The sequence below is a fragment of the Achromobacter spanius genome (assembly GCF_002966795.1).
Classification (GTDB): domain Bacteria; phylum Pseudomonadota; class Gammaproteobacteria; order Burkholderiales; family Burkholderiaceae_B; genus Achromobacter; species Achromobacter spanius_D.
In genome coordinates, this window is the sequence record NZ_CP023270.1 from 675,547 (window position 1) to 696,827 (window position 21,281).

Here is a 21,281-nt window from a genome sequence, read left to right on the forward strand (position 1 = left end):
TTGGCGCGAGCCATTTCAAATGGCGCCGGCAGGCAGCCTGTCCACAGGCCGCCGACCGCTTGTTCTACGTGTTCGAAGACACCCTGACCAAGGAGATTGCCATCAAGCCTGTCGCGAACGCGACGCCCATCAAATAGAAGAGGGCGTGCCCGCGCCGGGCTCGATGGCTTACTGCGTTACTCCCAGCTCAGCGTGCCACCGGTTTGGTATTCGATCACGCGAGTTTCAAAAAAGTTGCGTTCCTTTTTAAGGTCGATCATTTCCGCCATCCACGGGAAGGGATTTTCTTCCTGGGGGTACAGAGGTTCGATACCGATCTGTTGGCAACGACGGTTGGCGATGAAGCGCAGGTAGGATTTGAACATGGGTGCGTTCAAGCCCAACACGCCGCGCGGCATCGTGTCTTCGGCGTAAGCGTATTCGAGTTCGACCGCTTTGCGGAAGAGTTCTCGAATTTCTTCGCGGAATTCCGGCGTCCAGAGATGCGGATTTTCCAGTTTGACGGTGTTGATCAGATCGATGCCGAAGTTGCAGTGCATGGATTCATCGCGAAGGATGTACATGTACTGCTCGGCAGCGCCGGTCATCTTGTTCTGGCGGCCAAGCGCCAGGATCTGCGTGAAGCCAACGTAGAAGAACAGGCCTTCCATGAGGCAAGCGAAAACGATCAGCGACTTCAGCAGCGTCTGGTCGGCTTCGGGCGTGCCCGTCTTGAAGTTGGGGTCAGCGATCGCGTCGATGAACGGGATCAGGAACTCGTCTTTTGCCCGGATGGACGGCACTTCGTTATAAGCGTTGAAGATCTCGGCTTCGTCCAGGTCCAGGCTTTCGACGATGTATTGATAGGCGTGCGTGTGGATAGCTTCCTCGAAGGCCTGGCGCAGCAGAAACTGGCGGCATTCGGGAGCCGTGATGTGGCGGTAGGTGCCCAGCACGATGTTGTTGGCGGCCAGCGAGTCGGCGGTCACGAAGAAGCCGAGATTGCGCTTGACGATGCGGCGCTCGTCCTCGGTGAGCCCGTTCGGGTTCTTCCAGAGGGCGATGTCGCGCGACATGTTGATCTCTTGCGGCATCCAGTGGTTGGCGCAAGTGGCCAGGTACTTCTCCCACGCCCACTTGTACTTGAAAGGCACAAGCTGATTGACGTCGGTCTGGCCATTGATGATGCGCTTGTCGGCAACCTTCACGCGTTGCGAGGTTGCCGAGCCGCTGGCGGTCAGGCCGGCAGCGTGTTCAGGCGCAGCCGGCGTGGGCATGGCGGTATCGCCGAACACACCCGTCGCCGCCCGAACTTCCGGGGCAGCCTGACCACCCGCCGCGGGTGCGGCAGGTTGTGCAGGTTGCGTGGCGGTGGTGTCGTCGTCCCAATTAATCATGATTCATTCTCCGGATGCGGTTATTGGCAGGCTTCGCACTCTTCGAAGCCGGGGTCACCCGGCCGCATGGTGCAAACCGCTCCGAGAATTTCGGGTTCCGGCAAAACAGGTGCTGCGCCCACGGCCGAGGCCGTGGAGTGGCCGCTTGCGCTGACGGCGTTCAGTTCGCCGCCGCGTCCGGTGGACTTCTCGGCGCTGGTGGCGCCAAGGGTACGCAGGTAGTACGTGGTCTTCAGGCCACGCGTCCATGCCAGCTTGTAGGTGTCGTCCAGTTTCTTGCCCGATGCGCCGGCCATGTAGATGTTCAGCGACTGGGCTTGATCGATCCACTTCTGGCGACGCGACGCGCATTCAACCAGCCAGCTCGGTTCGACTTCGAACGCGGTGGCGTAGAGTTCGCGGAGTTCGGAAGGAACGCGATCGATGCGGGACAGGCTGCCGTCGAAGTACTTGAGGTCGGCGACCATGACTTCGTCCCAGAGACCGAGTTTCTTCAGGTCACGCACGAGGTAATCGTTAACGACCGTGAACTCGCCGGAGAGATTCGATTTGACGTACAAGTTCTGGAAAGTAGGTTCGATGCACGCAGATACGCCAATGATATTGGAAATAGTGGCGGTTGGGGCGATTGCGATGCAATTGGAGTTGCGCATGCCGTGTTCTTTGATGCGCGTGCGCAACGTATCCCAATCGAGCGTGCTCGATTCATCAACGTCAACGTGACCACCACGTTCATCACGCAGCATCTTCAACGTGTCTTGCGGCAAGATGCCACGCGACCACAACGAGCCTTCATACGATTGATAGCGGCCGCGTTCTTCAGCGAGCAGGCTCGACGCGAAGTAGGCGTGATAGCACACCGCTTCCATCGAACGATCCGCGAATTCAACAGCGGCTTGCGATGCGTAAGGCACGCGCATCATCTGCAGGCAATCCTGGAAGCCCATGATGCCCATGCCGACCGGACGATGGCGCGCGTTGGAATTGCGGGCCTTCTCGACGGCGTAGTAGTTGATGTCGATCACGTTGTCGAGCATGCGCATGGCGATGCTGACCGTGCGCTTGATCTTGTCGTGGTCCAGTTCGAAACCGCCGCCGGCAGCCGGCTTCATGTGCGCGACCAGGTTCACCGAACCCAGGTTGCAAACCGCGATTTCAGATTCGTTGGTGTTCAGCGTGATCTCGGTGCACAGGTTCGAGCTGTGGACGACGCCCACGTGCTGCTGCGGCGAACGGATGTTGCACGGATCCTTGAACGTGATCCACGGGTGGCCGGTTTCGAACAGCATCGACAGCATCTTGCGCCACAGCGTCAGCGCCGGCATCTTCTTGAAGAGCTTCAGTTCGCCGCTGGCGACGCGGGCTTCGTAGCCCACGTAGGCTTCTTCGAACGCGCGGCCGTACTTGTCGTGCAGGTCGGGGCAGTCGGACGGCGAGAACAGCGTCCACTCACCGCCTTCCATGACGCGCTTCATGAACAGGTCGGGAATCCAGTTCGCCGTGTTCATGTCGTGCGTGCGGCGGCGCTCGTCGCCGGTGTTCTTGCGCAGTTCCAGGAATTCTTCGATGTCCAGGTGCCACGACTCGAGGTACGTGCAGACCGCACCCTTGCGCTTGCCACCCTGGTTCACGGCGACAGCCGTGTCGTTGACGACCTTCAGGAACGGCACGACGCCCTGGCTTTCGCCGTTGGTGCCCTTGATGTGGCTGCGCAGCGCGCGGACCGGGGTCCAGTCGTTGCCCAGGCCGCCGGCGTACTTGGCCAGCAGCGCGTTTTCCTTGATGGCGTCGTAGATGCCTTCCAGATCGTCGGAGACGGTGGTCAGGTAGCACGACGACAGCTGCGAGTGCAGCGTGCCCGAGTTGAACAGCGTGGGCGTGGAGCTCATGAAGTCGAACGAGGACAGGATCTCGTAGAACTCGATGGCGCGCGCTTCGCGGTTGGTCTCGCGCAGCGCCAGGCCCATGGCCACGCGCATGAAGAAGACCTGCGGCAGTTCGATGCGGGTGCCGCGGATGTGCAGGAAGTAGCGGTCGTACAGCGTCTGCAGGCCGAGGTAGCCGAACTGCAGGTCGCGCTTGGCGTTCAGCGCCTTGCCCAGCTTGGTCAGGTCATAGTTGGCCAGTTCGGGCGACAGCAGGCCGCCTTCGATGCCGCGGGCAATGAACGTGGGGAAGTATTCGGCGTAGCGCGTGCCCATGCCGTCTTGCGAGACTTCCTCGCCCAGCACTTCCTTGCGGATCGTGTGCAGCAGCAGACGGGCGGTGACCTGGCTGTAGGCCGGATCCTTTTCGACCAGCGCGCGCGCGGACAGAATGGCGGACTTGAAGACCTCGTCGACGGGGATGCCGTCGTACAGGTTCTTGACCGTTTCCTTCAGGATGGCTTCGGCGTCGATGAACTCGGACAGGCCTTCGCCGGCGGCGACGATGGTCGCGCGCAGTTCAGCAACATCCAGCGGACGGCGCACGCCGCCGTCGGTGACGTTCAGCACGTGTTCCTGCGGCGCGGCGGCGGCCTTCTGCTGGTCTTCGGCGGCAGCAGCGGCGGCGCGTTCCTGCGTGCGCTTTTCGCGGTACAGGACATAGGCGCGCGCGACGTCATGCTCGCCAGAGCGCATCAGCGCCAGTTCGACCTGATCCTGGATGTCTTCAATATGGAAGGTGCCGCCGTTGGGGCGGTTGCGAACCAGCGCGTTGACGGCCTGGCCGGTCAGCGTTTCGACCAGTTCACGCACACGCGCGGACGCGGCGCCTTGGCCGCCATTGACGGCCAGGAAGGCCTTGGTCATGGCGATGGCGATCTTGCTGGGCTCAAAGCCAACCACCGAGCCATTGCGGCGGATGATGTTGTAGCTGGCCCATTGGCCGCTATTGGCGTCGGCGGGGGAGTCGGTTTGGGAGGGCGGCACGGCCGAAGGCCGGGTCACAGAGGCGATCGTAGTCTGCATGGAAGCTCCTGTGCGAAAAAGCGCGTAGATAACGGCATGACGGCGTCATGTCGGGTCAAAATTGGATCTTGTAATGGGGGTCGCAACGTCCGGACAGGCTAGTCCGAAAGGCGTGGCCGGCGGGAATCCGCGCTTGGGCGACCACAAGATGTAGTGTAGCACCCCTCGTTGGCCACTAATTCTAGTGATCGAGGTTTACAGGGACAAGAAGAAGATAAGACGAATCCCACAAAAGATTGTAACCAAATGCACTAGGCGCGCCCCGTAAGGCGCGCCCAGGTCAGTGACCACTCAGACCGGCTGTTTATGCGGTTTTCCGCAAGGCGATGGCGTGCGAAGCCGGTGCTGTATAGCTCTGCATGAGTCGGGCCAATTCGGTCCGATACTTGTCGACATTCGCGGCCTTCACGTGGCCAAAACCGCGAATGTTTTCTGCCAGGGCGGCGATTGTAGCCGCTTGCGCGAGGTTGTCCGAGGTCAACCCTTCGACGAGCTGGTCTATGGTCTGGCGGTACTCCTGGACCAGCGCCCGTTCCATCTTGCGCTCGGCCGTGTGGCCAAACGGATCGAACCAGGTGCCGCGCAGGCCCTTCAAACGCGTCAGCAATTTCAGTGCCGACATCGTGCGCGGACCCAGCGTCATCTTGCGAGGCACGCCGGTGCGTGGGTCCTTGCGCGCGAAGATCGGTGGCGCCATGTGAAAGCGCAGACTGTACTCGCCCTCGAACTGTCCCTCTAGCTGCGCCTTGAACGCGTCACCGGTGTACAGGCGCGCCACTTCGTACTCGTCCTTGTAGGCCATGAGCTTGTACAGGCCGCGCGCCACCGCCATCGCCAGGCGGGGCGTCTTGGCGTCCGGCGCCAGTTCCCGTTCGCGCGCCGCGACGGCGTCGACGACCTGCTGGTAGGCGCGGGTGTACGCGGCGTCCTGATACGCCGTCAGGTCTTCGACGCGGCGCGCCACGGCACGTTCGAACGTTTCGGGGACGTGCAGCTGCACGACCTGGGCGCGCGGACGCAGCGCGCCTTCCAGCGCGTCGGGTTGGTGCGCGGCGAGCCGGCCGCTGTCGAACGCGGCGCGGTTGGCCGCGACCGCCACGCCGTTCAGCTCGATGGCGCGATTGATGGCGGCCTGCGACAGCGGCACGCCGCCGCGCTGCCAGGCATAGCCCAGCATGAACATGTTGGACAGGATGCTGTCGCCAAACAGCGCCAGCGCCGCCGCGTGCGCGTCGATCGCCGCCGTGTGCGTGTCGCCGGCCGCATGCTTGATCTTGGCCAGCAGCGCTTCGGGGCGCATCGCGGCGTCGGGATTGCGCGTGAAGTCGGAGACGGGCGCCACGTAGGTGTTTACCGTGACCTTGGTGTGGCCGCGGCGCAGGGCGCCCAGCGAATCGGGCGCCACGGCAGCGACCGGATCGCACAGGATGGCCGAGTCGGCCTGCTGCCAGTCCAGGCGCACGGGGCCGGCGGTCGCGCCGGCTGGGGCCAGGCGGATATGGCTGACGACGGTGCCGCCCTTTTGCGCCAGTCCGGTCAGGTCCAGCACCGCGGCCGACAGGCCTTCCAGGTGCGCGGCCATCGACACGATGGCGCCAATGGTGATGACGCCGGTGCCGCCCATGCCGGCGACCAGCAGGCGATACGGATGGTCCAGCGCGGGAAGATCGGGCTGCGGCAGGCCGGCGATCATGCCTTGCAGGCGTTCCTGGTCGGCCTTCGGCGCCGCGCTCTTTCTGGGCTTGCCGCCCATCACGGACACGAAGCTGGGACAGAATCCCTCGGCGCAGGAATAGTCCTTGTTGCAGCTGGATTGATCGATCGCACGCTTGCGGCCGTACGGCGTTTCCAGCGGAACGACCGACAGGCAGTTCGACTTCACGCCGCAGTCGCCGCAGCCTTCGCACACCGCGCTGTTGATCAGCATGCGGCGCGCCGGATCCGGAAACTGGTTCTTCTTGCGGCGGCGGCGCTTTTCGGCGGCGCAGGTCTGGTCATGGATCAGCACGGTCACGCCGGAGATTTCGCGCAGCTCGCGCTGCAGCGCGTCCAGTTCGCGGCGGTGGTGGACCTTGATGCCGGGGCCCAGGTCCACGCCCTGGTATTTTTCGGGCTCGTCGGTGGTGACCACGATGCGCGCCACGTTCTCGCCGCGTAGCTGCTGGCAGATCTGGGGCACGGAGATGGGGCCGTCCACGGGCTGCCCGCCCGTCATTGCCACGGCATCGTTGAATAGGATCTTGTAGGTGATGTTGGCGCGCGCCGCGACGGCCTGGCGGATGGCCAGGTAGCCCGAGTGGTAGTACGTGCCTTCGCCCATGTTCTGAAAGATGTGCGGCATCTTCGTATAGCGGGACAGACCGATCCAGTCGACGCCTTCGCCGCCCATCTGCGTGAGGCCGCCCGTGTCGCGGTCCATCCATGCGGCCATGTAGTGGCAGCCCACGCCGGACAGCGCCTGGCTGCCCTCGGGCACCTTGGTCGAGGTGCTGTGTGGACAGCCCGAGCAGAAATAGGGGCGGCGGCGCATGCCGTCTGCGTCGTTGGACAGCGGGGCCTGGCATTCGAAGGCCGACAGGTCGCGGCCCATGGGCATGCCGGCGGCGCGCGACAGCCAGCCGGCCAGCGGCGCGGCCAGCAGCGACGGGCGCAGTTGGCCCGCGGACGGCACCATCGGCTCGCCGTCCAGCCCCTTCTTGCCCACGACCGTCGGACGCTCGGGCAGGTTGAACAGCATGTCCTTGATCTGGCTTTCGACCACCGCGCCCTTTTCCTCGATGACGAGGATGTGCGACAGGCCGCGTGCGAATTCGAGCAGGCGGCCTTCGTCCATCGGCCAGGTGAGGCCTGGCTTGTAGATGCGCACGGGGGCGTTCGCCGTGACCGTATCCACGCCCAGGCGCGCCAGCGCTTCCATGGTGTCCAGATGCGCCTTGCCCACCGTGACGATGCCCACCGTTGCCTTGGGCGCCGGACAGGTCAGCTTGTCCAGGCTGTGGCGGCGCGCGAACGCAGCGACCGCCTTCATGCGCTGGTTCATGCGCGTCTCGACAGCCAGGGACAGAAAGTCGCGCGCCGAATACTCGAGCGATCCGGGCGGCATGTCCGGATCCGCGGGCATGTCGTAGGTCTGGATCGGGGCAGGGGTGAAAGAGTGGCCGCTTTCGATGGTTTCGGACACTGCCTTGAACGCGACCCAGGTGCCCGCATAACGCGACAGCGCCCAGCCCCACAACGCGAAGGTCTCGTATTCGTCGATGGAGGTCGGATGCACGATGGGCATCTGCCAGCCGATCAGCGAGGCTTCGCTGGCGTGCGGAATCGAGGAGGACACGGCGGTGTGGTCGTCGCCCACCACCACCAGCACGCCGCCGTTGCGCGAGGCGCCTGCGGCATTGCCGTGATGCAGCGCGTCGCCGGCGCGGTCGACGCCCGGGCCCTTGCCGTACCACATCGCGAACACGCCATCGACGTTGCGGTCGTCGCGTACGCCCGCCTGCTGCGTTCCCATGACCGCGGTGGCCGCCATGTCTTCGTTGATGCCTGGCAGGAAGCTGATCTGGTTGGCGTCCAGCGCCTTCTGCGCCTTCCACATGGCCATGTCCACGCCGCCCAGCGGCGATCCGCGATATCCCGATACGAAGCCGGCGGTGTTCAGCCCGCGCTCGCGGTCCACCCGGCGCTGCGTGAGCATCATGCGCACCAGGGACTGCGTGCCGGTCAGGAAAATGCGGCCGGACTCGCGCGTCAGGTTGTCGGCGAGCTGATACTCAAGGTCCAGCTCGGGTGCGGCGGCGGGGGTACCGTCCATAGTCAATGCTCCTCGTATTTGGCACCATGATAGGTTCGCGAGGGATCAGGTTTATTGCGTTTTCGGATCGTGCTATCCCTATAATTCGCAATGAACATTTCGTATTCGAAGAAAACCAGGAGACAAACGAATGGACAAGACCGATATCGGCATCCTCAAGGCCCTGCAGGAGGACGGCAGGGCCTCGGCGCAGCAGCTTTCCGAGAAGGTGGGGCTGTCCGCCGCGCCGGTGTGGCGGCGGGTGAAAGCGATGGAGGCGAGCGGGGTGATCCAGGGCTATAGCGCCCAGGTCGACCGCAGCAAGGTGGGGCTGGGCTGCATGTTTGCGCAAATCAGCCTGGAACGGCACTCGGCCAACACGGTCGAGAACTTCGAGCGGTCGGTGCGCGATGCGCCGGAGATTCTGGAGTGCTATGCGGTCACCGGCGATTCGGATTTTCTGTTGAAGATCCTGGTGGAAAGCCCGGAAGCCTATGACCGTTTCCTGCACCGGTTCCTTTTCAACATGCCGGGCATCCGGCAGACGCGCACGATCGTGGCGCTGCGCGAGATCAAGCACGAACAGCGGCTGCCGCTGTAGATGGAAAGGCGCGCGCTACCTATATAGATATATAGAGAGGACGCGCCACGTCGCGGATGGGCGGGGCTTATTGGGGCTGGATGCCGGCGATCCGGATCCATTCCTTCCAGCGGGCCGTGTCTTCCTTCACGAACGCGTCAAAACGCGCGACGTCCATCGCTTCCGGCGTCAACCCCAAGGCGCGCAGCTTGCGCGCCGTGGCTTCGTCCTGCACAGCGGCCTGCATGTAGGCATTCATTTTGGCAACGATCTCCGGGGGCGTGCGGGCGGGCGCCGACAGCCCCAGCCAACCCGCCACGACGAAATCGGGATAGTAGGTGGCCATGGTCGGCACGCTGGGCCAGGACTCATGTTGCCGCGCGCCCGTCACGGCGATGGGGACGAGGCCCTTGCCGTCGATCTGGCCCATGGCGGTCAGGTAATCCACGAACGCAAAGCCAATCTGCTTGCCGCGCAGGTCGGTGATGATCTGCGTGATGTTCTTGTACGCCGCGCCCGTGATGTTGATGCCGGCGCGCTGCTTGAAGAGTTCGGACGGTACCTGAGAGGAGGAACTGTAATAGCCGAAGAAGACGTCGCCTGGATGTTTCTTGGCGTATTCGACCAGTTCGGGCACGGTCCGGTACGGGCTGTCCGGCGACACGACGCCTACCGTGCCGAATGTACCCAGCATGCCGACCTGCTCGAAATCCTTTTGCGCATCGTACGGCAGCGACTTGTACAGGAACTGGTTGGCCGAATGCGTGGAGTTCGTGGACAGCAGGAACGTGTAGCCGTCCGGCGCGGCGCTTTTGCTGGCGTTGGTGCCCACGATGCCGCCGGCGCCGGGACGATCCTCGACGATCACCGTCTGCCCGGTTTTCTCGCCGAGGTACTGGGCGAAGGTGCGGGCAGTCAGGTCGGCTGCGCCGCCCGCCGCGGATGGAACGATGATCGTCACGGGCTTGTCGGGCCAGCCGGCGGCATGCGCGGCCGTGGCCCACAGCAGGCAGGCGCCGGCGAGCGCCGGACGCAGCAAGCGGGTAATGGTCATGTCTGTCTCCTGAGTGCGCCTGGGCGCGTCGTTATCGTTGTCGTGGTTGTCTTGCGGGGGATCAGCCAAACTGAGTGCGGTGCCAGTCCAGGATGGCGTCGGCGCTGATCTGCCAATGGTCTGCGTACATCATGCAGTGTGGTTGTCCGGCAAGCAGGGCATGCGAAAAGCCGTAGCGGCGCGCAATGGCCTGATCTTGCCCAGGCGGATGCCGGTCGTGCGTATCCAGTCCGGCTTCCAGACAGAGGCCGGGCGCGCGGATCGATGCGATACCGATGGCGACACGCAGCAGGTATCGGTCGTTCAGGACCTGGGGGCTTTCTGCGCACAGCCGCCGCGCCACCGCGCTGACATCCCGGTCCGGGGCGGTCGCCAGGAAGCGCGCGCGGATCTCCGCGTCGGCGGGTGCGGCGCGCGGCACGTTCTCGGGTACCGGCGGCAAGGCCAGCGCACCCGGCAGATCTCCTGGCGGCGAGGGCGCCAGCAGCACCACGCCCGCCACTTGCCGGCGGCTGGCAGCCAGTAGCGCCGGCAACGCGCCCATGCTGTGGCCCACGACCACGGTCGGCGCATCCAGTGCGTCCAGCGCGCTGACGACGTCCTGGCCAATGTCCTCAATGGTGACCTCTGGAAATTCGGCGTCTTGCGCAAGGTCGCCGTGGCCGCGCGCGTCCAGCGCCGCGCACGCCAGACCGGCGGCTGCGAAGTAATCCAGATAGTGCGCGTAGCACCACGCGCCGTGATAGGCGCCGGGCACGAACAGCAGGCCCGGTCTGGCGTCCTGCGGGACGGCGCCGATGCGCAGGCGGCCACGCCCTGCATCGCGGACAGGCAGCCGATCGGCCGCGCCGAAGTCCAGCGGGTCGGCGGCAGGGGGAGAGATAAAGTTGTCGATAGGCATATTGCGGCCATCTTAAGAGCCGGCCTATGATCAGAAAACTTTATTTTTCATATGGATCGATAAGTTCTCCTAATCGATTGCCGCATGCGTCCGCTTCCCGACCTTTCCATTTCCCACTATCGCCATTTTTTGCTGGTCGCCGAGCTGGGCAGCTTTCGCGCTGCGGCCGCCCGGGCGTTTCGGTCCCAACCCGCGCTGTCGCTTTCCATCCGGGAAATGGAGCAACGCCTGGGGCAGCCGCTGTTCGAACCCGGCAACCGCGGGACGCTGACCCGGTTCGGGCAAGACTGCCTGCCCCTGGCGCGTGAACTGGTTGGCCACCACGACCGGGTCGCGGGCGCATTGTCGGGGCTCGCCAACAGCGGCGCCGGCAGCTTGACGATGGCGTCCGTCGCGTCCGCCGCCACGCATTGGCTCCCGGAACTGGTAGCCGCCTACCGGGAGCAATATCCCGCGGTGTCCCTGCGATTGTTCGACGACAACTCCGAAGGGGTCGAGCGCATGGTGTTGGCGGGTGAGGTGGAATTGGGCGTATGCAGCACCGTGTCGCGCGATCGCCGCCTGTCGTTCGAACCCCTCATGCGTGACGCCTTCGGCCTGGTCTGCCATCGTGGCCATCCGCTGGCCGGTCGCAAGTCCGTGACCTGGCGCGAGATTGCCGACCTGCCTTTGGTGGGGACCATCGCGCATCGGCAGCTTGCGGGATATCCGCAAGCGGCGTTCATGTTGGAGCGGCCGGTGTTCGTGTCCAACATGATGTCGCTGCTGGCCATGCTGGAGCGCGGGGTGGGCGTGACGGTATTGGCCCGCCTGGGCGTGCCGCCGGACTCGCCGAGGTTGGCGTTCGTGCCCTTGTCGCGACCGCGCATCGAGCGTGAGCTGGGCATAACCTGCCTGGCTGGGCGCAGCCTGTCGCCAGCCGCCGCGCGCATGCAGGAACTGCTGCGCGCCAAGGCGAGGCGGGGCTGAGCCGCTGTCGCTTGAAACCAACGCATTTTTGCGATTTTCGAGCGGATTCCAGGCGCGCTCGCGGCCGCACTGTTGCGCATTTGCACATGGCGCGGATCTCCGTTGATTCTTCCCTGGCGCCTATTTAGAGTGCGTGAAGTCCGCTGCGCCTGGGACGTGCCGGTGTGATCGGCGCGGCGCGTCGGCGGACGTCTTGAGGAAGTCATGAGCAGTGTGTTTTTGCGTACGGCAGGCGTTGCCTGCGCCCTCGTGATCCTGGCCGGTTGCGCCGCCAGGAAGCCCGCCGCCATCATCGAAGCCCAGCCCGCGGAACCGCCCAAGCCAGTGGCCTGCACGCCCGCCAAGGCCGGTGATCCGATGATCGGCACCTGGCTGTCGAATTCGCGTCCCCGCGATGTGGCGGGCGACATGCAGTCGCTGATCGTGCTGTCGGCCGACGGCACGATGTCCTACGAATCCCTGCTCAAGATCGGCCGCAAGACGCGTCCGGCGCTGCGCGAGACGGGCTGCTGGAGCGTGGAAGACGGCGTCTACACGATGCGCACCACCAAATCAGCGGGCGAGCCGGTGGATGCCACCGATCCGATCTATCTGAACCGCTACCGCGTCGAAAAGGTCGAGAAGGCCAAGCTGTCGCTGCGCGAGCTCAAGACCGGCGGCATGCAGCTCACCGCGCGCCGCATGCCGGCGGGCTATCGCCTCCCGTATTAAGCGTTGCGCCGGGCGGACACTTCGCCCGGCGGTTTCGCCAAGCGGGCCGCGCTGCGGTAAGGTGCGGGCTTCGACTTTTGCCCCGCCGCCGGTTATCCATGCCCGCCCTGTCCTCCGAAGCACGCGCGATCGCGCTGCTGGCGCTGGCCGCCTTCGTCAGCGCCAGCGCTTTCCGTATCTGTGATCCCATGCTGCCGCAATTGGCGGCGGAATTCGGCACCACCACCGGACAGGCTGCGCGCGTCGTCACGGCGTTTGCCGTGGCGTATGGCGTGCTGCAGATGTTCTTCGGGCCGGTGGGCGACCGTTATGGCAAATACCGTGTCGTCAGCGTTGCCACGGTGGCGTGCGCGCTGGGTAGCGCCGGTGCGGTGATGGCCGGATCGCTCGACATGCTGGTGTTCTGCCGCGTCTTGTCGGGCGCCGCGGGCGCGGGCATCGTGCCGCTGTCCATGGCCTGGATCGGCGACAACGTCCCTTACGAGCGCCGGCAGGCGACGCTGGCGCGCTTTCTGACCGGCACCATCCTCGGCATGTCCGCCGGCCAGCTTGCGGGCGGCCTGTTCGCCGACACCGTCGGCTGGCGCTGGGCCTTCGCCGCGCTGGTGGCGGGATATCTGATCGTGGGCGTGCTGCTGCATCTGGAGGTGCGGCGCCAGCGCGCGGCCGGCTTTGCGCAGGTCGATCCCAGCGCGCCCCGGCAGGGCTTCTTCGCGCAGGCGCGGCTGGTGCTCGGCGCACCGTGGGCGCGCGTGGTGCTGGCGACGGTGTTCATCGAAGGGCTGCTGGTGTTCGGCGCGCTGGCCTTTGCACCCTCGTACCTGCACGAACGATTCGACATCTCGCTGACGGCCGCCGGCGCGCTGGTCGCCGTATACGCGGTGGGCGGGCTGATCTACACGGTGGTCGCGGGGCGCATCCTCAAGCGGCTCGGCGAGCGCGGCCTGGCTGTCGCGGGCGGGCTGGTGCTGGGCGTGGCGTTCCTGTCGTACCTGTTGGGGCCGGTGTGGATGTGGAGCCTGTTGGCGAGCGTTCTGGCCGGTTTTGGTTATTACCTGCTGCACGCCACGTTGCAGACCAACGCGACGCAGATGGTGCCGTCGGCGCGTGGCACGGCGGTCGCGTGGTTCGCGTCGTGCCTGTTCATGGGCCAGGCGGCCGGGGTCGCGCTGGCGGGCGCGGTCGTGGACGAGATCGGACCGGGCGCGCTGTTCGGCGGCTCGGCCGTGCTGTTGCCGCTGCTGGGGGCGTTCTTCGCCCGGGCGCTGAAGGCAAGGGCGGCGATGCAGCAGGGGTGAGCAGGCTTCGCGCCATGCCGGACTGAAAACAGAAAGGGCCTTGATCATCGTTGGATGAAAAGGCCCTTTGTCTATGTGGGTGTCAGACAACCTTGGATTATGCAGGTGTCAGACACCCTGCGTAGACCGTCGCGAGTGCGCGGCGTTTTCTCTCAAGGGTGTCAGACACCTGGGTAGTAGGCATGTCAGACACCCGGGTTCAAATCGCCGATAGCCGCTTGAGCACGGTTTCCTTGCCCAGCAGCGCCAGCACCGCATCCACCGCAGGCGTCTGCGTCTGGCCGGTGACCGCCACGCGCAGCGGGATGGCCAGTTGCGGCATCTTCAGTCCGCGGTCGGCCAGCACGGCCTTGATCAGCGCGGACAGCGCTTCGCGCGTCCACTCCGCATCCTGCGCGCGCTGCGCGAAGTCGGCCAGCGCCTCGCGGGCCGGCGCGGTCAGGTGCTGTTCGGCCAGGTCGGCCGGCGCGCCCTTGAACTCGCCGCAGAACAGCATCGCGCCGTCGGCCAGTTGCTCCAGCGTTTCAGCGCGGTCCTTCAGGAGGCCCATGACGCCCGGCAGGTCGATCTTCTCGGGAAAGCCGCCGCGCGACGCGACGCGCGTGGCGACGCGCTCGGCCAGTTCGGCGTTGTCCATCTGCTTGATGTAGTGGGCGTTGACCCAGTTCAGCTTCTTGGGGTCCCACTGCGACGCGGACTTGGACAGGTGCTTGGTGTCGAACCACGACACGAGCTGATCGCGCGAGAAGAGTTCGTCGTCGCCGTGGCTCCAGCCCAGGCGGGCCAGGTAGTTGATCATGGCCTCGGGCAGGTAGCCCTCGTTGTCGTACTCCATCACGTTGACCGCGCCGTGGCGCTTGGACAGCTTTTCGCCGTCCGGACCCAGGATCATCGGCACGTGGCCGTATTCGGGCAGCGTGGCGCCCAGTGCGCGCAGGATGTTGATCTGGCGGGGCGTGTTGTTGACGTGGTCGTCGCCGCGCAGCACGTGCGTGATGCCCATGTCCCAGTCGTCGACCACCACGCAGAAGTTGTAGGTGGGCGTGCCGTCGGGGCGCGCGATGATCAGATCGTCGAGCTCGGTGTTGTCGAAGCTGATCGTGCCCTTGACCATGTCGTTCCAGGCCGTGGCGCCGTCCTGCGGATTCTTGAAGCGCACGACGGGCTTGCGGCCTTCGGGGATGGCGGGCAGCGTCTTGCCGGGTTCCGGGCGCCAGGTGCCGTCATAACGCGGCTTGTCGCCGCGGGCGCGGGCGGCTTCGCGCATCGCTTCGACTTCCTCGGGCGAGCTGTAGCAATGGTAGGCGGTGCCGGCGGCCAGCATCTGGGCCACGACCTCGCGGTACCGGTCCATGCGCTGCATCTGGTAGAAGGGGCCTTCGTCGGGCTGCATGCCCAGCCATTCCATGCTGTCCAGAATGGCCTGCACCGCTTCCGGGGTGGACCGCTCGACGTCCGTGTCCTCGATGCGCAGCACGAAAGTGCCCTGGTGGTGGCGCGCGAAGGCCCAGGAGAACAGCGCGGTGCGCGCGCCGCCCAAATGCAGGAAACCGGTGGGCGAAGGCGCAAAGCGGGTGCGAATGGGAGTAGTGGCGTTGGAAGTCATAGGTGGCAGTGGTAGCGGCTGCGGCGCCACAAAGCGGCGTCGGGCAGTGTCCTCATCAAGCGGACAGCGGGCTTGTCTTGATACGATGAACGCTATTTTAGATTAGTGTGAACAGGCCCTGGCCCGACCTCCCTATGTTGAGACACGCTCTTGCGCCGATGTTCGAACCTGCTTCGCTGGTGATCGTGGCCGACCGGCCGCTGCCCGCGGCAAGTTCCCTGTCTCCCGCCCTGAAGGCAAAGACCACGGTTGTCGCCGTCGAACCCGGCGCCGCGCCCTGCCTGCCGGACAAGCTCGAAGGCCTGGCCGCGGGCGATCGGCCCGATCTGGCCCTGGTTTGCGTGTCGCCCGGCGTGCTGCCGGAAACGCTGCGCCGCCTGGCGCCGCTGTCGCCCCGCGCCGTGATCCTGCTGCCCCACGAACTGCCCGACCCGTACCCGCGCGGCACGCTGGCGCTGTGCCGGGCCTGGGCCGAGGAAAACCACTGTGAACTGCTGGGGCCGCGCTCCTTCGGGGCGCAGCGGCCGCACGCGGGCCTGAATTTCAGCCAGCACCCGGTGCTGGCCCGCGCCGGCCGCGTGGCGCTGGTGGCGCAGTCGCGCTCCATCATGGCCGCCGTCATGGACTGGGCCGAGGACGTGCACATCGGCTTTTCCACCGCCGTGTCGCTGGGCGACGAAGCCGTGGTGGGCCTGCCCAAGCTGCTGGACTACCTGGCCAGCGATCCGCGCACGGACAGCATCGTCCTCTACCTGGAAGACGTCGGGCCCGCCCGCGAATTCATGAGCACCCTGCGGGCCGCGGCCAGCATCAAGCCGGTCATCGTGCTCAAGGCCGGCCGCTCAGATGCCGACAGCAGCGACGCCATCTTCGACGCGGCCCTGCGCCGGGCCGGCGCCGTGCGCGTGCGCTATTTCGTGCAGCTCTTCTCGGCCGTCAAAGTGCTGGGCTACACGCGCCGCCCCAAGGGCCGGCGCGTGGCGCTGATCTCCAACGGCAGCGGCCCTCCGCAGCTCGCCATGGACCTGATCGGCCCCGACGCCGCCGTGCTGCGCGCCGACCTGACGCCCGCCACGCAGCGCGCGCTGGCCGAGATGCTGGAGCCCGACGCCGGCACCGCCAACCCCGTCATCACCTATCTGCCGATGACGCCCGAGCGCATCCGCGCCATGCTCGAAGCCGTCCTGGACGACGCCGGCGTGGACGGCGTGCTGGTGCTGCTGGCGCCCGATGCCCTGGCCGACATGCCTGCGGTGGCGCGCGAACTCGCGCAGATCGCGCCGTCGGCAAAGAAACCCGTGGTGACCTGCTTCATGGGCGACGCCGGCATGCGGCCGCTGCGGCGCATGCTGGACGATGCGGGCACGTCGGCGTTCCGCACGCCCGAGTCGGCCGCGGACGCATTCGGCGTGCTGGCGTCGCACCACTACAACCAGCAATTGCTGCTGCAGACGCAGCCGCCTGAACCCGCCACCCATGTGCCGGATCTGGCGGCCGCGCGCGAGATCGTTGCGCGCGTGCGCGCCGATTGCCGGCGCGAACTGAACACCGCCGAAATCCGTACGTTGCTGTCGCTGTTCTATGTGCCCCTGTCTGATGCCGCCGCGCCATCTGCCGCCGGTGAGGCCGAGTCCCGGCCCATGGCGATCCGCGTGCGGCGCGATCCGCAGTTCGGTCCCGTCATCCGCTTTGGCGCGGGCGGGCCGGACGCGGTGTTGTCGCTGGCCGAGCGCGGCATGGACCTGCCGCCGCTGAACGGCTATCTGGCGCGCCAGCTCATCGAACGCAGCCGGCTGTGGCGCCGGGTGCTGGCCCCCCGGGTCGGCCATCTGGCCGCCGAGGCGCTGCAGCAGGCATTGGTGCTGGTGTCCGAACTGGTGTCGGAATTGCCCGACATCGAATCCCTGGACATCGATCCGCTCTATGCCGGCGAAACGCATCTGCGCGCCGGCGGCCTGCGCATGACGCTGACCGAGACGCCCGGCTGCGCGTCGCCGCAGACCACCGGCTATCCGCACATGGCGATCCACCCGTATCCGGCGCGGCTGGTGCAGGTGCGCCGGTTCGATGACGGCATCCCATGGGTGCTGCGCCCGATCCGCCCCGAAGACGGCGAGGCGCTGCAGGAATTCATCCGCGGCCTGTCGGAGCGGTCGCGCTACATGCGGTTCGTCTCGATGATGCGCGAACTGACGCCGCGCATGGTGTCGCGCTACACGCAGGTGGACTATCACCGCGAGCTCGCGCTGGTGGCGGCGACGCAGGTGCCCAATCCCGCCAATCGCGGCCATCCGCGCGAGGTGCTGGTGGGCTTTGCCCACTACCTGCGCAACCCCGACGGCCGGGGCGCGGAGTACGCGCTGGTGATCGGCGACGACTGGCAGCGGCGCGGGTTGGGACGTCAGCTCATGACCGCGCTGATCGACGCCGCGCGCGAGCAGGGCCTGGAATACATCGACGGCCTGGTGCTGTCGACCAACCGGCCCATGCTGGCGCTGATGACGAGCCTGGGCTTCACCAACGACCGCGACCCCGAGGATCCGACGATGCGCCGGGTCTGGCTGGACCTGGGGTGATACCCGGCGGGGCGGGATGCTTCAGGCGGTCCTGCGGGACGGCTGCGCGGGCGTAAGCCGCGCGGCCGCTTCGTCCACCGACAGCACGTCGCCAAAGAACAGCATCCAGCCGTGCAGCGCGTTCTCGTGCTCGGCCGGCGTCACAGCGGCCAGCGCGTCGTCGATCATGATGGTCCGGAAGTCCCGCATCATCGCGTCGCGCGCGGTGGATTCGCAGCACACGTTGGTAACGGTGCCGGATATCAACAGCGTATCCACGCCCAGGCCGCGCAGCAGTGGCTCAAGTTCCGACGAACCCGGCGCCATGGCGCTGTAAAAGCGCTTGACCACGCGCAGGTCGGTAGCCTGCGCGTGCAGGTCCGGATGCAGCGCAAAGCCCGGCGAATCGCGCCGCAGCGTTTCCAGGCGGCGGGCGCTGCGCTCGGGCGTCAGCATCACGCCGTGATGATGCGACCAGAACACGTCGGCGTTGTCCGACGCCGTCTGCACCCACACCACGACCCCGCCCGCATCGCGCACGGCGCTGCACAGGCGGTTGATGGGTTCGATGATCTGGCGCGCGGGGGCGCATTCGCCCTGATACCCCGGCATCAGGAAGTACTGCTGCATGTCGATCACGACCACCGCCGTGCGCGCGCCCGGCAGTTCGTCATAGGGATGCAGGCAGCCTTGGCGAGCCACGACGCGATCCTTCACCCATTGGGGGAATTCCATGCTGCCTCCTTAGCCGTAGCGCCGCGCGACGACGGACTCGACGCGATAAATGATGAGATACATGACGCTGGAGATCAGCGCCAGCATCGCGATGGCGGTCATGACGATGTTCAGCTTGAACACCTGGCTGCCGTTCATGATGAGAAAGCCCAGCCCCGAATCCGCCGACTGGAACTCGCCCACGATCACGCCGACAAGCGCCAAGCCGATGTTCATTTTCACGGCGGCGATCAGCGTGGGCACGCTGCCTGGCAGCACGACCTTGGTCAGCACCTGCCAGCGGCTGGCGCCAAACGTGTGGGCAAGCTTCACCTTGTTCAGGTCGATGCCGCGGAATCCCGCATACACGACCATGATGGTCACGAATACCGCAATCGCGACCGCCATGCCGTACACCGCATAGTCCGACCCCAGCCACAGATAGAAGATCGGCACGAACGCGATTTTGGGCATGGCGTTCGCCACGACCAGGAAGGGGTCCAGCACCTTGTACAGAAAGTCCGACCACCACAGCGCGGCCGCCACCACGATCCCGATGCCCATGCTGAGCACAAAGCCGACCAGCGTGGCCGACAGCGTCGTCATGATGTGCTTGCCCAGGCTGCCGTGATTCCACAGTTCGATGAACGTGGGCCACAGCGCGCTGGGATAGCTGGTGAGCAGCGGATTGAGGATGTGCATGCGCGGCAGGATTTCCCACGCGCACAGAAAGACCGCCAGCAGCAGCGCCTGGGCGACGCGGATATTGCGGCGGCGCGCGCGGTCGCGGCGCAGGTAGTTCAGGTATTTCTCGCTGGGCCCGGGGACGGCGCGCAGCGGAACGGTATTGGCAATCGGCGCGTTCATGGGTCAGCCCTCCACGTGGACATCCAGCTCGTCCCAGAGCTGTTTGAAGTAGGTGTTGAACTCCGGCCGCGAGCGCGCCTGGAAAGGCGTGGGCCGGACCTGGCCGTCACCGTAATGGATCCGGTACTGGCTCTTCAGGCGTCCCGGCCGGCGTGACAGCACGATCACGCGGTCGGTCATCGCAATGGCCTCGCCGATGTCGTGCGTCACCAGCACCACCGTCTTGCCTTCGCGTCGCAGGATGTCCACGACTTCGTCGGAGATCGCCAGGCGGGTCTGCGAATCCAGCGCGGAAAACGGTTCGTCCAGCAGGATCACGTCGGGCTCGGTCACCAGCGTGCGCGCCAGCGCCGCGCGTTGGCGCATCCCGCCCGACAACTGCCGGGGCGTATGCGACAGGAACGCGCCCAGGCCGCATTTTTCAAGCAGATGCACGGCGCGCGCTTCGCTGCGCGCGTCGCGCCGGCCCTGGATCTCGGCGCCCAGCATCACGTTATCCAGGATGGTCCGCCACTCGAACAGGTAGTCCTGCTGCAGCATGTAGCCGATGCGGGCGTTTGGCTTGGTCACCGCCTGCCCGTCGACCAGCACCGCGCCCGAGGTCGGCGGAATCAGGCCCGCGATCAACGACAGCAGCGTGCTCTTGCCACAGCCGCTTTGCCCGATCAGGCTGACGAACTCGCCCGGCGCCAGGGTGAACGAGACGTTCGACAGCGCCTCGGTCTCGCCCTCGGGCGTGAAGTAGGAAAGACAGACCTCGCGCAGTTCGATCTTGGCCGTGGCGGGCGCCGGCTTCAGGTTGTGGATGGCGGCGCCCATCATTGCGCCTTCTTGGCAAAGTCGGCGATCACCACGTCCTCGTACTTCACGCGGGCGCTGTCCTTCATCACGGCGCTGGCGACCAGCATGTCCTGCAATTGCGACATCGCCTGCGCCGTCACCAGCGGCGTGGTCTTCCAGATCTGATATTGCTTGTAGCGTTCGATCGCCTCGGTCACCGCGGCCTGGTCCATGCCGGGAAAGAAGGTCATGATCTGCGGGGCCAGCGTGGCCGCGGGCGTGTCCTTCACGTACTTCTCGGCGCGCGCCACCACGTCGGTCCAGGCCTGGATGACCTTGGGGTTGTCGCGGATGTATTTGTCGGTGGCGGTGAAGACCGTGTAGTCCACTTGCCCGACTTCATGCCCGACGGACGCGACGATGTGCCCCTTGCCGTTGCGCACCAGCTCGCCGGCCTCGGGCTCCAGGAAGATGCCGTATTCGCCCTGGCCCGCCATCCAGGCGCCGGCGCGCGCCGGGATGCCGATGTTGTTGAGCAGCTTTACGTCCTTCTGGGGATCCAGGCCGTGCTTGCGCAGCGCGGTCTCCAGGAACACGATCGGATTCGATCCGGGGCGAAAGCCGATGACTTCCTTGCCCTTGAGCATGGACCAGTCGAACTTGTCGACCGGCTTGCGCGCCAAGAGGAAAAAGCCGTCGGTGGCGGTCAGGCCGGCAAAGATCTTGGGCTTGACTGGCGATTCGCTGTTCTGCACATAGATGGACGCCTCGGGTCCGATCAGCACGATGTCCGCGCTGCCCGACAGCAGGGCAGTCATGCCCTTGTCGGTGCCTTGCGAGGTCTTCATGGACACGTCCAGCCCGGCGTCCTTGAAGTATCCCTGCGATAGCGCGACGTACTTCGGCACGTACAGGATGGATCGCACCACTTCTTCGTAGCGCACCTTCACGGGCGGGTTCAGGGCTTCGGCCTGGGCGGCCAGTGGGGCAAGCAGCGCGAGCAGCGCCGCGCCTGCCAGGCGGGGCAAGGGCAAGGTCTTCACGGGACTTTCTCCTGCGTCTTGAATGCGCCGATGGATCGGCGCAACACGGCCAATGGGATGGATCGACTGCAACAACAGGGAAGCCC

The 21,281-nt window shown here is 65.8% G+C and carries 15 protein-coding genes; 5 read left to right on the top strand and 10 right to left on the bottom strand.

Translation table 11 applies throughout. The annotated features are described in order from the left end of the window. Nucleotides 1-176 precede the first annotated feature (176 nt). The 3 genes from CLM73_RS03025 to CLM73_RS03035 all read right to left on the bottom strand — a co-directional run bounded on the left by CLM73_RS03025 (nucleotide 177) and on the right by CLM73_RS03035 (nucleotide 8,138). Nucleotides 177-1,376 carry a ribonucleotide-diphosphate reductase subunit beta gene (locus CLM73_RS03025; RefSeq protein WP_105237264.1) on the bottom strand — a complete coding sequence of 400 codons (1,200 nt, stop codon included), beginning with the start codon at nucleotides 1,374-1,376 and terminating at the stop codon, nucleotides 177-179. A 20-nt stretch (nucleotides 1,377-1,396) separates the two neighbouring features. Then, nucleotides 1,397-4,327 (bottom strand): ribonucleoside-diphosphate reductase subunit alpha, encoded by a 2,931-nt coding sequence (locus CLM73_RS03030; protein WP_105237265.1) that lies wholly within the window; start codon nucleotides 4,325-4,327, stop codon nucleotides 1,397-1,399. Between the two features lie 304 nt (nucleotides 4,328-4,631). Continuing rightward, a complete protein-coding gene (locus CLM73_RS03035) occupies nucleotides 4,632-8,138 on the bottom strand; it encodes an indolepyruvate ferredoxin oxidoreductase family protein (RefSeq protein ID WP_105237266.1) in 3,507 nt (1,168 codons plus the stop codon). 130 nt (nucleotides 8,139-8,268) lie between these two features. Between CLM73_RS03035 and CLM73_RS03040 the strand changes: the two genes are divergently transcribed. Further along, nucleotides 8,269-8,718, top strand: a complete 450-nt coding sequence (locus CLM73_RS03040) for an Lrp/AsnC family transcriptional regulator (protein ID WP_008159001.1) — start codon at nucleotides 8,269-8,271, stop codon at nucleotides 8,716-8,718. Nucleotides 8,719-8,785: 67 nt separating this feature from the next. On the opposite strand, the gene CLM73_RS03045 is transcribed toward CLM73_RS03040, so the two are convergent. Both CLM73_RS03045 and CLM73_RS03050 read right to left on the bottom strand, forming a co-directional pair. Further along, nucleotides 8,786-9,751, bottom strand: a complete 966-nt coding sequence (locus CLM73_RS03045) for a Bug family tripartite tricarboxylate transporter substrate binding protein (protein ID WP_105237267.1) — start codon at nucleotides 9,749-9,751, stop codon at nucleotides 8,786-8,788. Between the two features lie 61 nt (nucleotides 9,752-9,812). Continuing rightward, nucleotides 9,813-10,652 carry an alpha/beta hydrolase gene (locus tag CLM73_RS03050; RefSeq protein WP_105237268.1) on the bottom strand — a complete coding sequence of 280 codons (840 nt, stop codon included), beginning with the start codon at nucleotides 10,650-10,652 and terminating at the stop codon, nucleotides 9,813-9,815. Between the two features lie 84 nt (nucleotides 10,653-10,736). On the opposite strand from CLM73_RS03050, the gene CLM73_RS03055 reads away from it, so the two are divergent. The 3 genes from CLM73_RS03055 to CLM73_RS03065 all read left to right on the top strand — a co-directional run bounded on the left by CLM73_RS03055 (nucleotide 10,737) and on the right by CLM73_RS03065 (nucleotide 13,630). After that, entirely contained in the window at nucleotides 10,737-11,621 is an 885-nt protein-coding gene (locus CLM73_RS03055; RefSeq protein WP_105237269.1) for a LysR family transcriptional regulator, read from the top strand. A gap of 204 nt (nucleotides 11,622-11,825) precedes the next feature. Continuing rightward, complete coding sequence (locus CLM73_RS03060) at nucleotides 11,826-12,332, top strand: hypothetical protein (RefSeq protein WP_105237270.1); 507 nt, start codon at nucleotides 11,826-11,828, stop codon at nucleotides 12,330-12,332. Between the two features lie 98 nt (nucleotides 12,333-12,430). Next, entirely contained in the window at nucleotides 12,431-13,630 is a 1,200-nt protein-coding gene (locus CLM73_RS03065; protein WP_105237271.1) for an MFS transporter, read from the top strand. A 199-nt stretch (nucleotides 13,631-13,829) separates the two neighbouring features. Here CLM73_RS03065 and gltX read toward each other — a convergent pair whose 3' ends face one another. Continuing rightward, nucleotides 13,830-15,236 (bottom strand): glutamate--tRNA ligase, encoded by a 1,407-nt coding sequence (gene gltX / locus CLM73_RS03070; protein WP_105237272.1) that lies wholly within the window; start codon nucleotides 15,234-15,236, stop codon nucleotides 13,830-13,832. A gap of 134 nt (nucleotides 15,237-15,370) precedes the next feature. Between gltX and CLM73_RS03075 the strand changes: the two genes are divergently transcribed. Next, nucleotides 15,371-17,812, top strand: a complete 2,442-nt coding sequence (locus tag CLM73_RS03075) for a GNAT family N-acetyltransferase (protein WP_105237273.1) — start codon at nucleotides 15,371-15,373, stop codon at nucleotides 17,810-17,812. A 21-nt stretch (nucleotides 17,813-17,833) separates the two neighbouring features. Here CLM73_RS03075 and CLM73_RS03080 read toward each other — a convergent pair whose 3' ends face one another. From CLM73_RS03080 to CLM73_RS03095, 4 genes are read right to left on the bottom strand one after another with little or no spacing between them, the layout of a single operon-like run. Beyond that, a complete protein-coding gene (locus CLM73_RS03080; protein WP_105237274.1) occupies nucleotides 17,834-18,526 on the bottom strand; it encodes an isochorismatase family cysteine hydrolase in 693 nt (230 codons plus the stop codon). A 9-nt stretch (nucleotides 18,527-18,535) separates the two neighbouring features. Next, nucleotides 18,536-19,372 carry an ABC transporter permease gene (locus CLM73_RS03085; protein WP_105237275.1) on the bottom strand — a complete coding sequence of 279 codons (837 nt, stop codon included), beginning with the start codon at nucleotides 19,370-19,372 and terminating at the stop codon, nucleotides 18,536-18,538. Between the two features lie 3 nt (nucleotides 19,373-19,375). Beyond that, nucleotides 19,376-20,191, bottom strand: coding sequence for an ABC transporter ATP-binding protein (locus tag CLM73_RS03090; protein WP_105237276.1), 816 nt, complete (start codon nucleotides 20,189-20,191; stop codon nucleotides 19,376-19,378). Continuing rightward, the gene (locus CLM73_RS03095; protein ID WP_056564406.1) at nucleotides 20,191-21,195 is read right to left on the bottom strand and encodes an ABC transporter substrate-binding protein; all 1,005 of its coding nucleotides are present in this window, start codon (nucleotides 21,193-21,195) and stop codon (nucleotides 20,191-20,193) included. Before CLM73_RS03095 ends, CLM73_RS03090 begins: the two co-directional genes overlap by 1 nt. Between the last annotated feature and the right edge of the window lie 86 nt (nucleotides 21,196-21,281).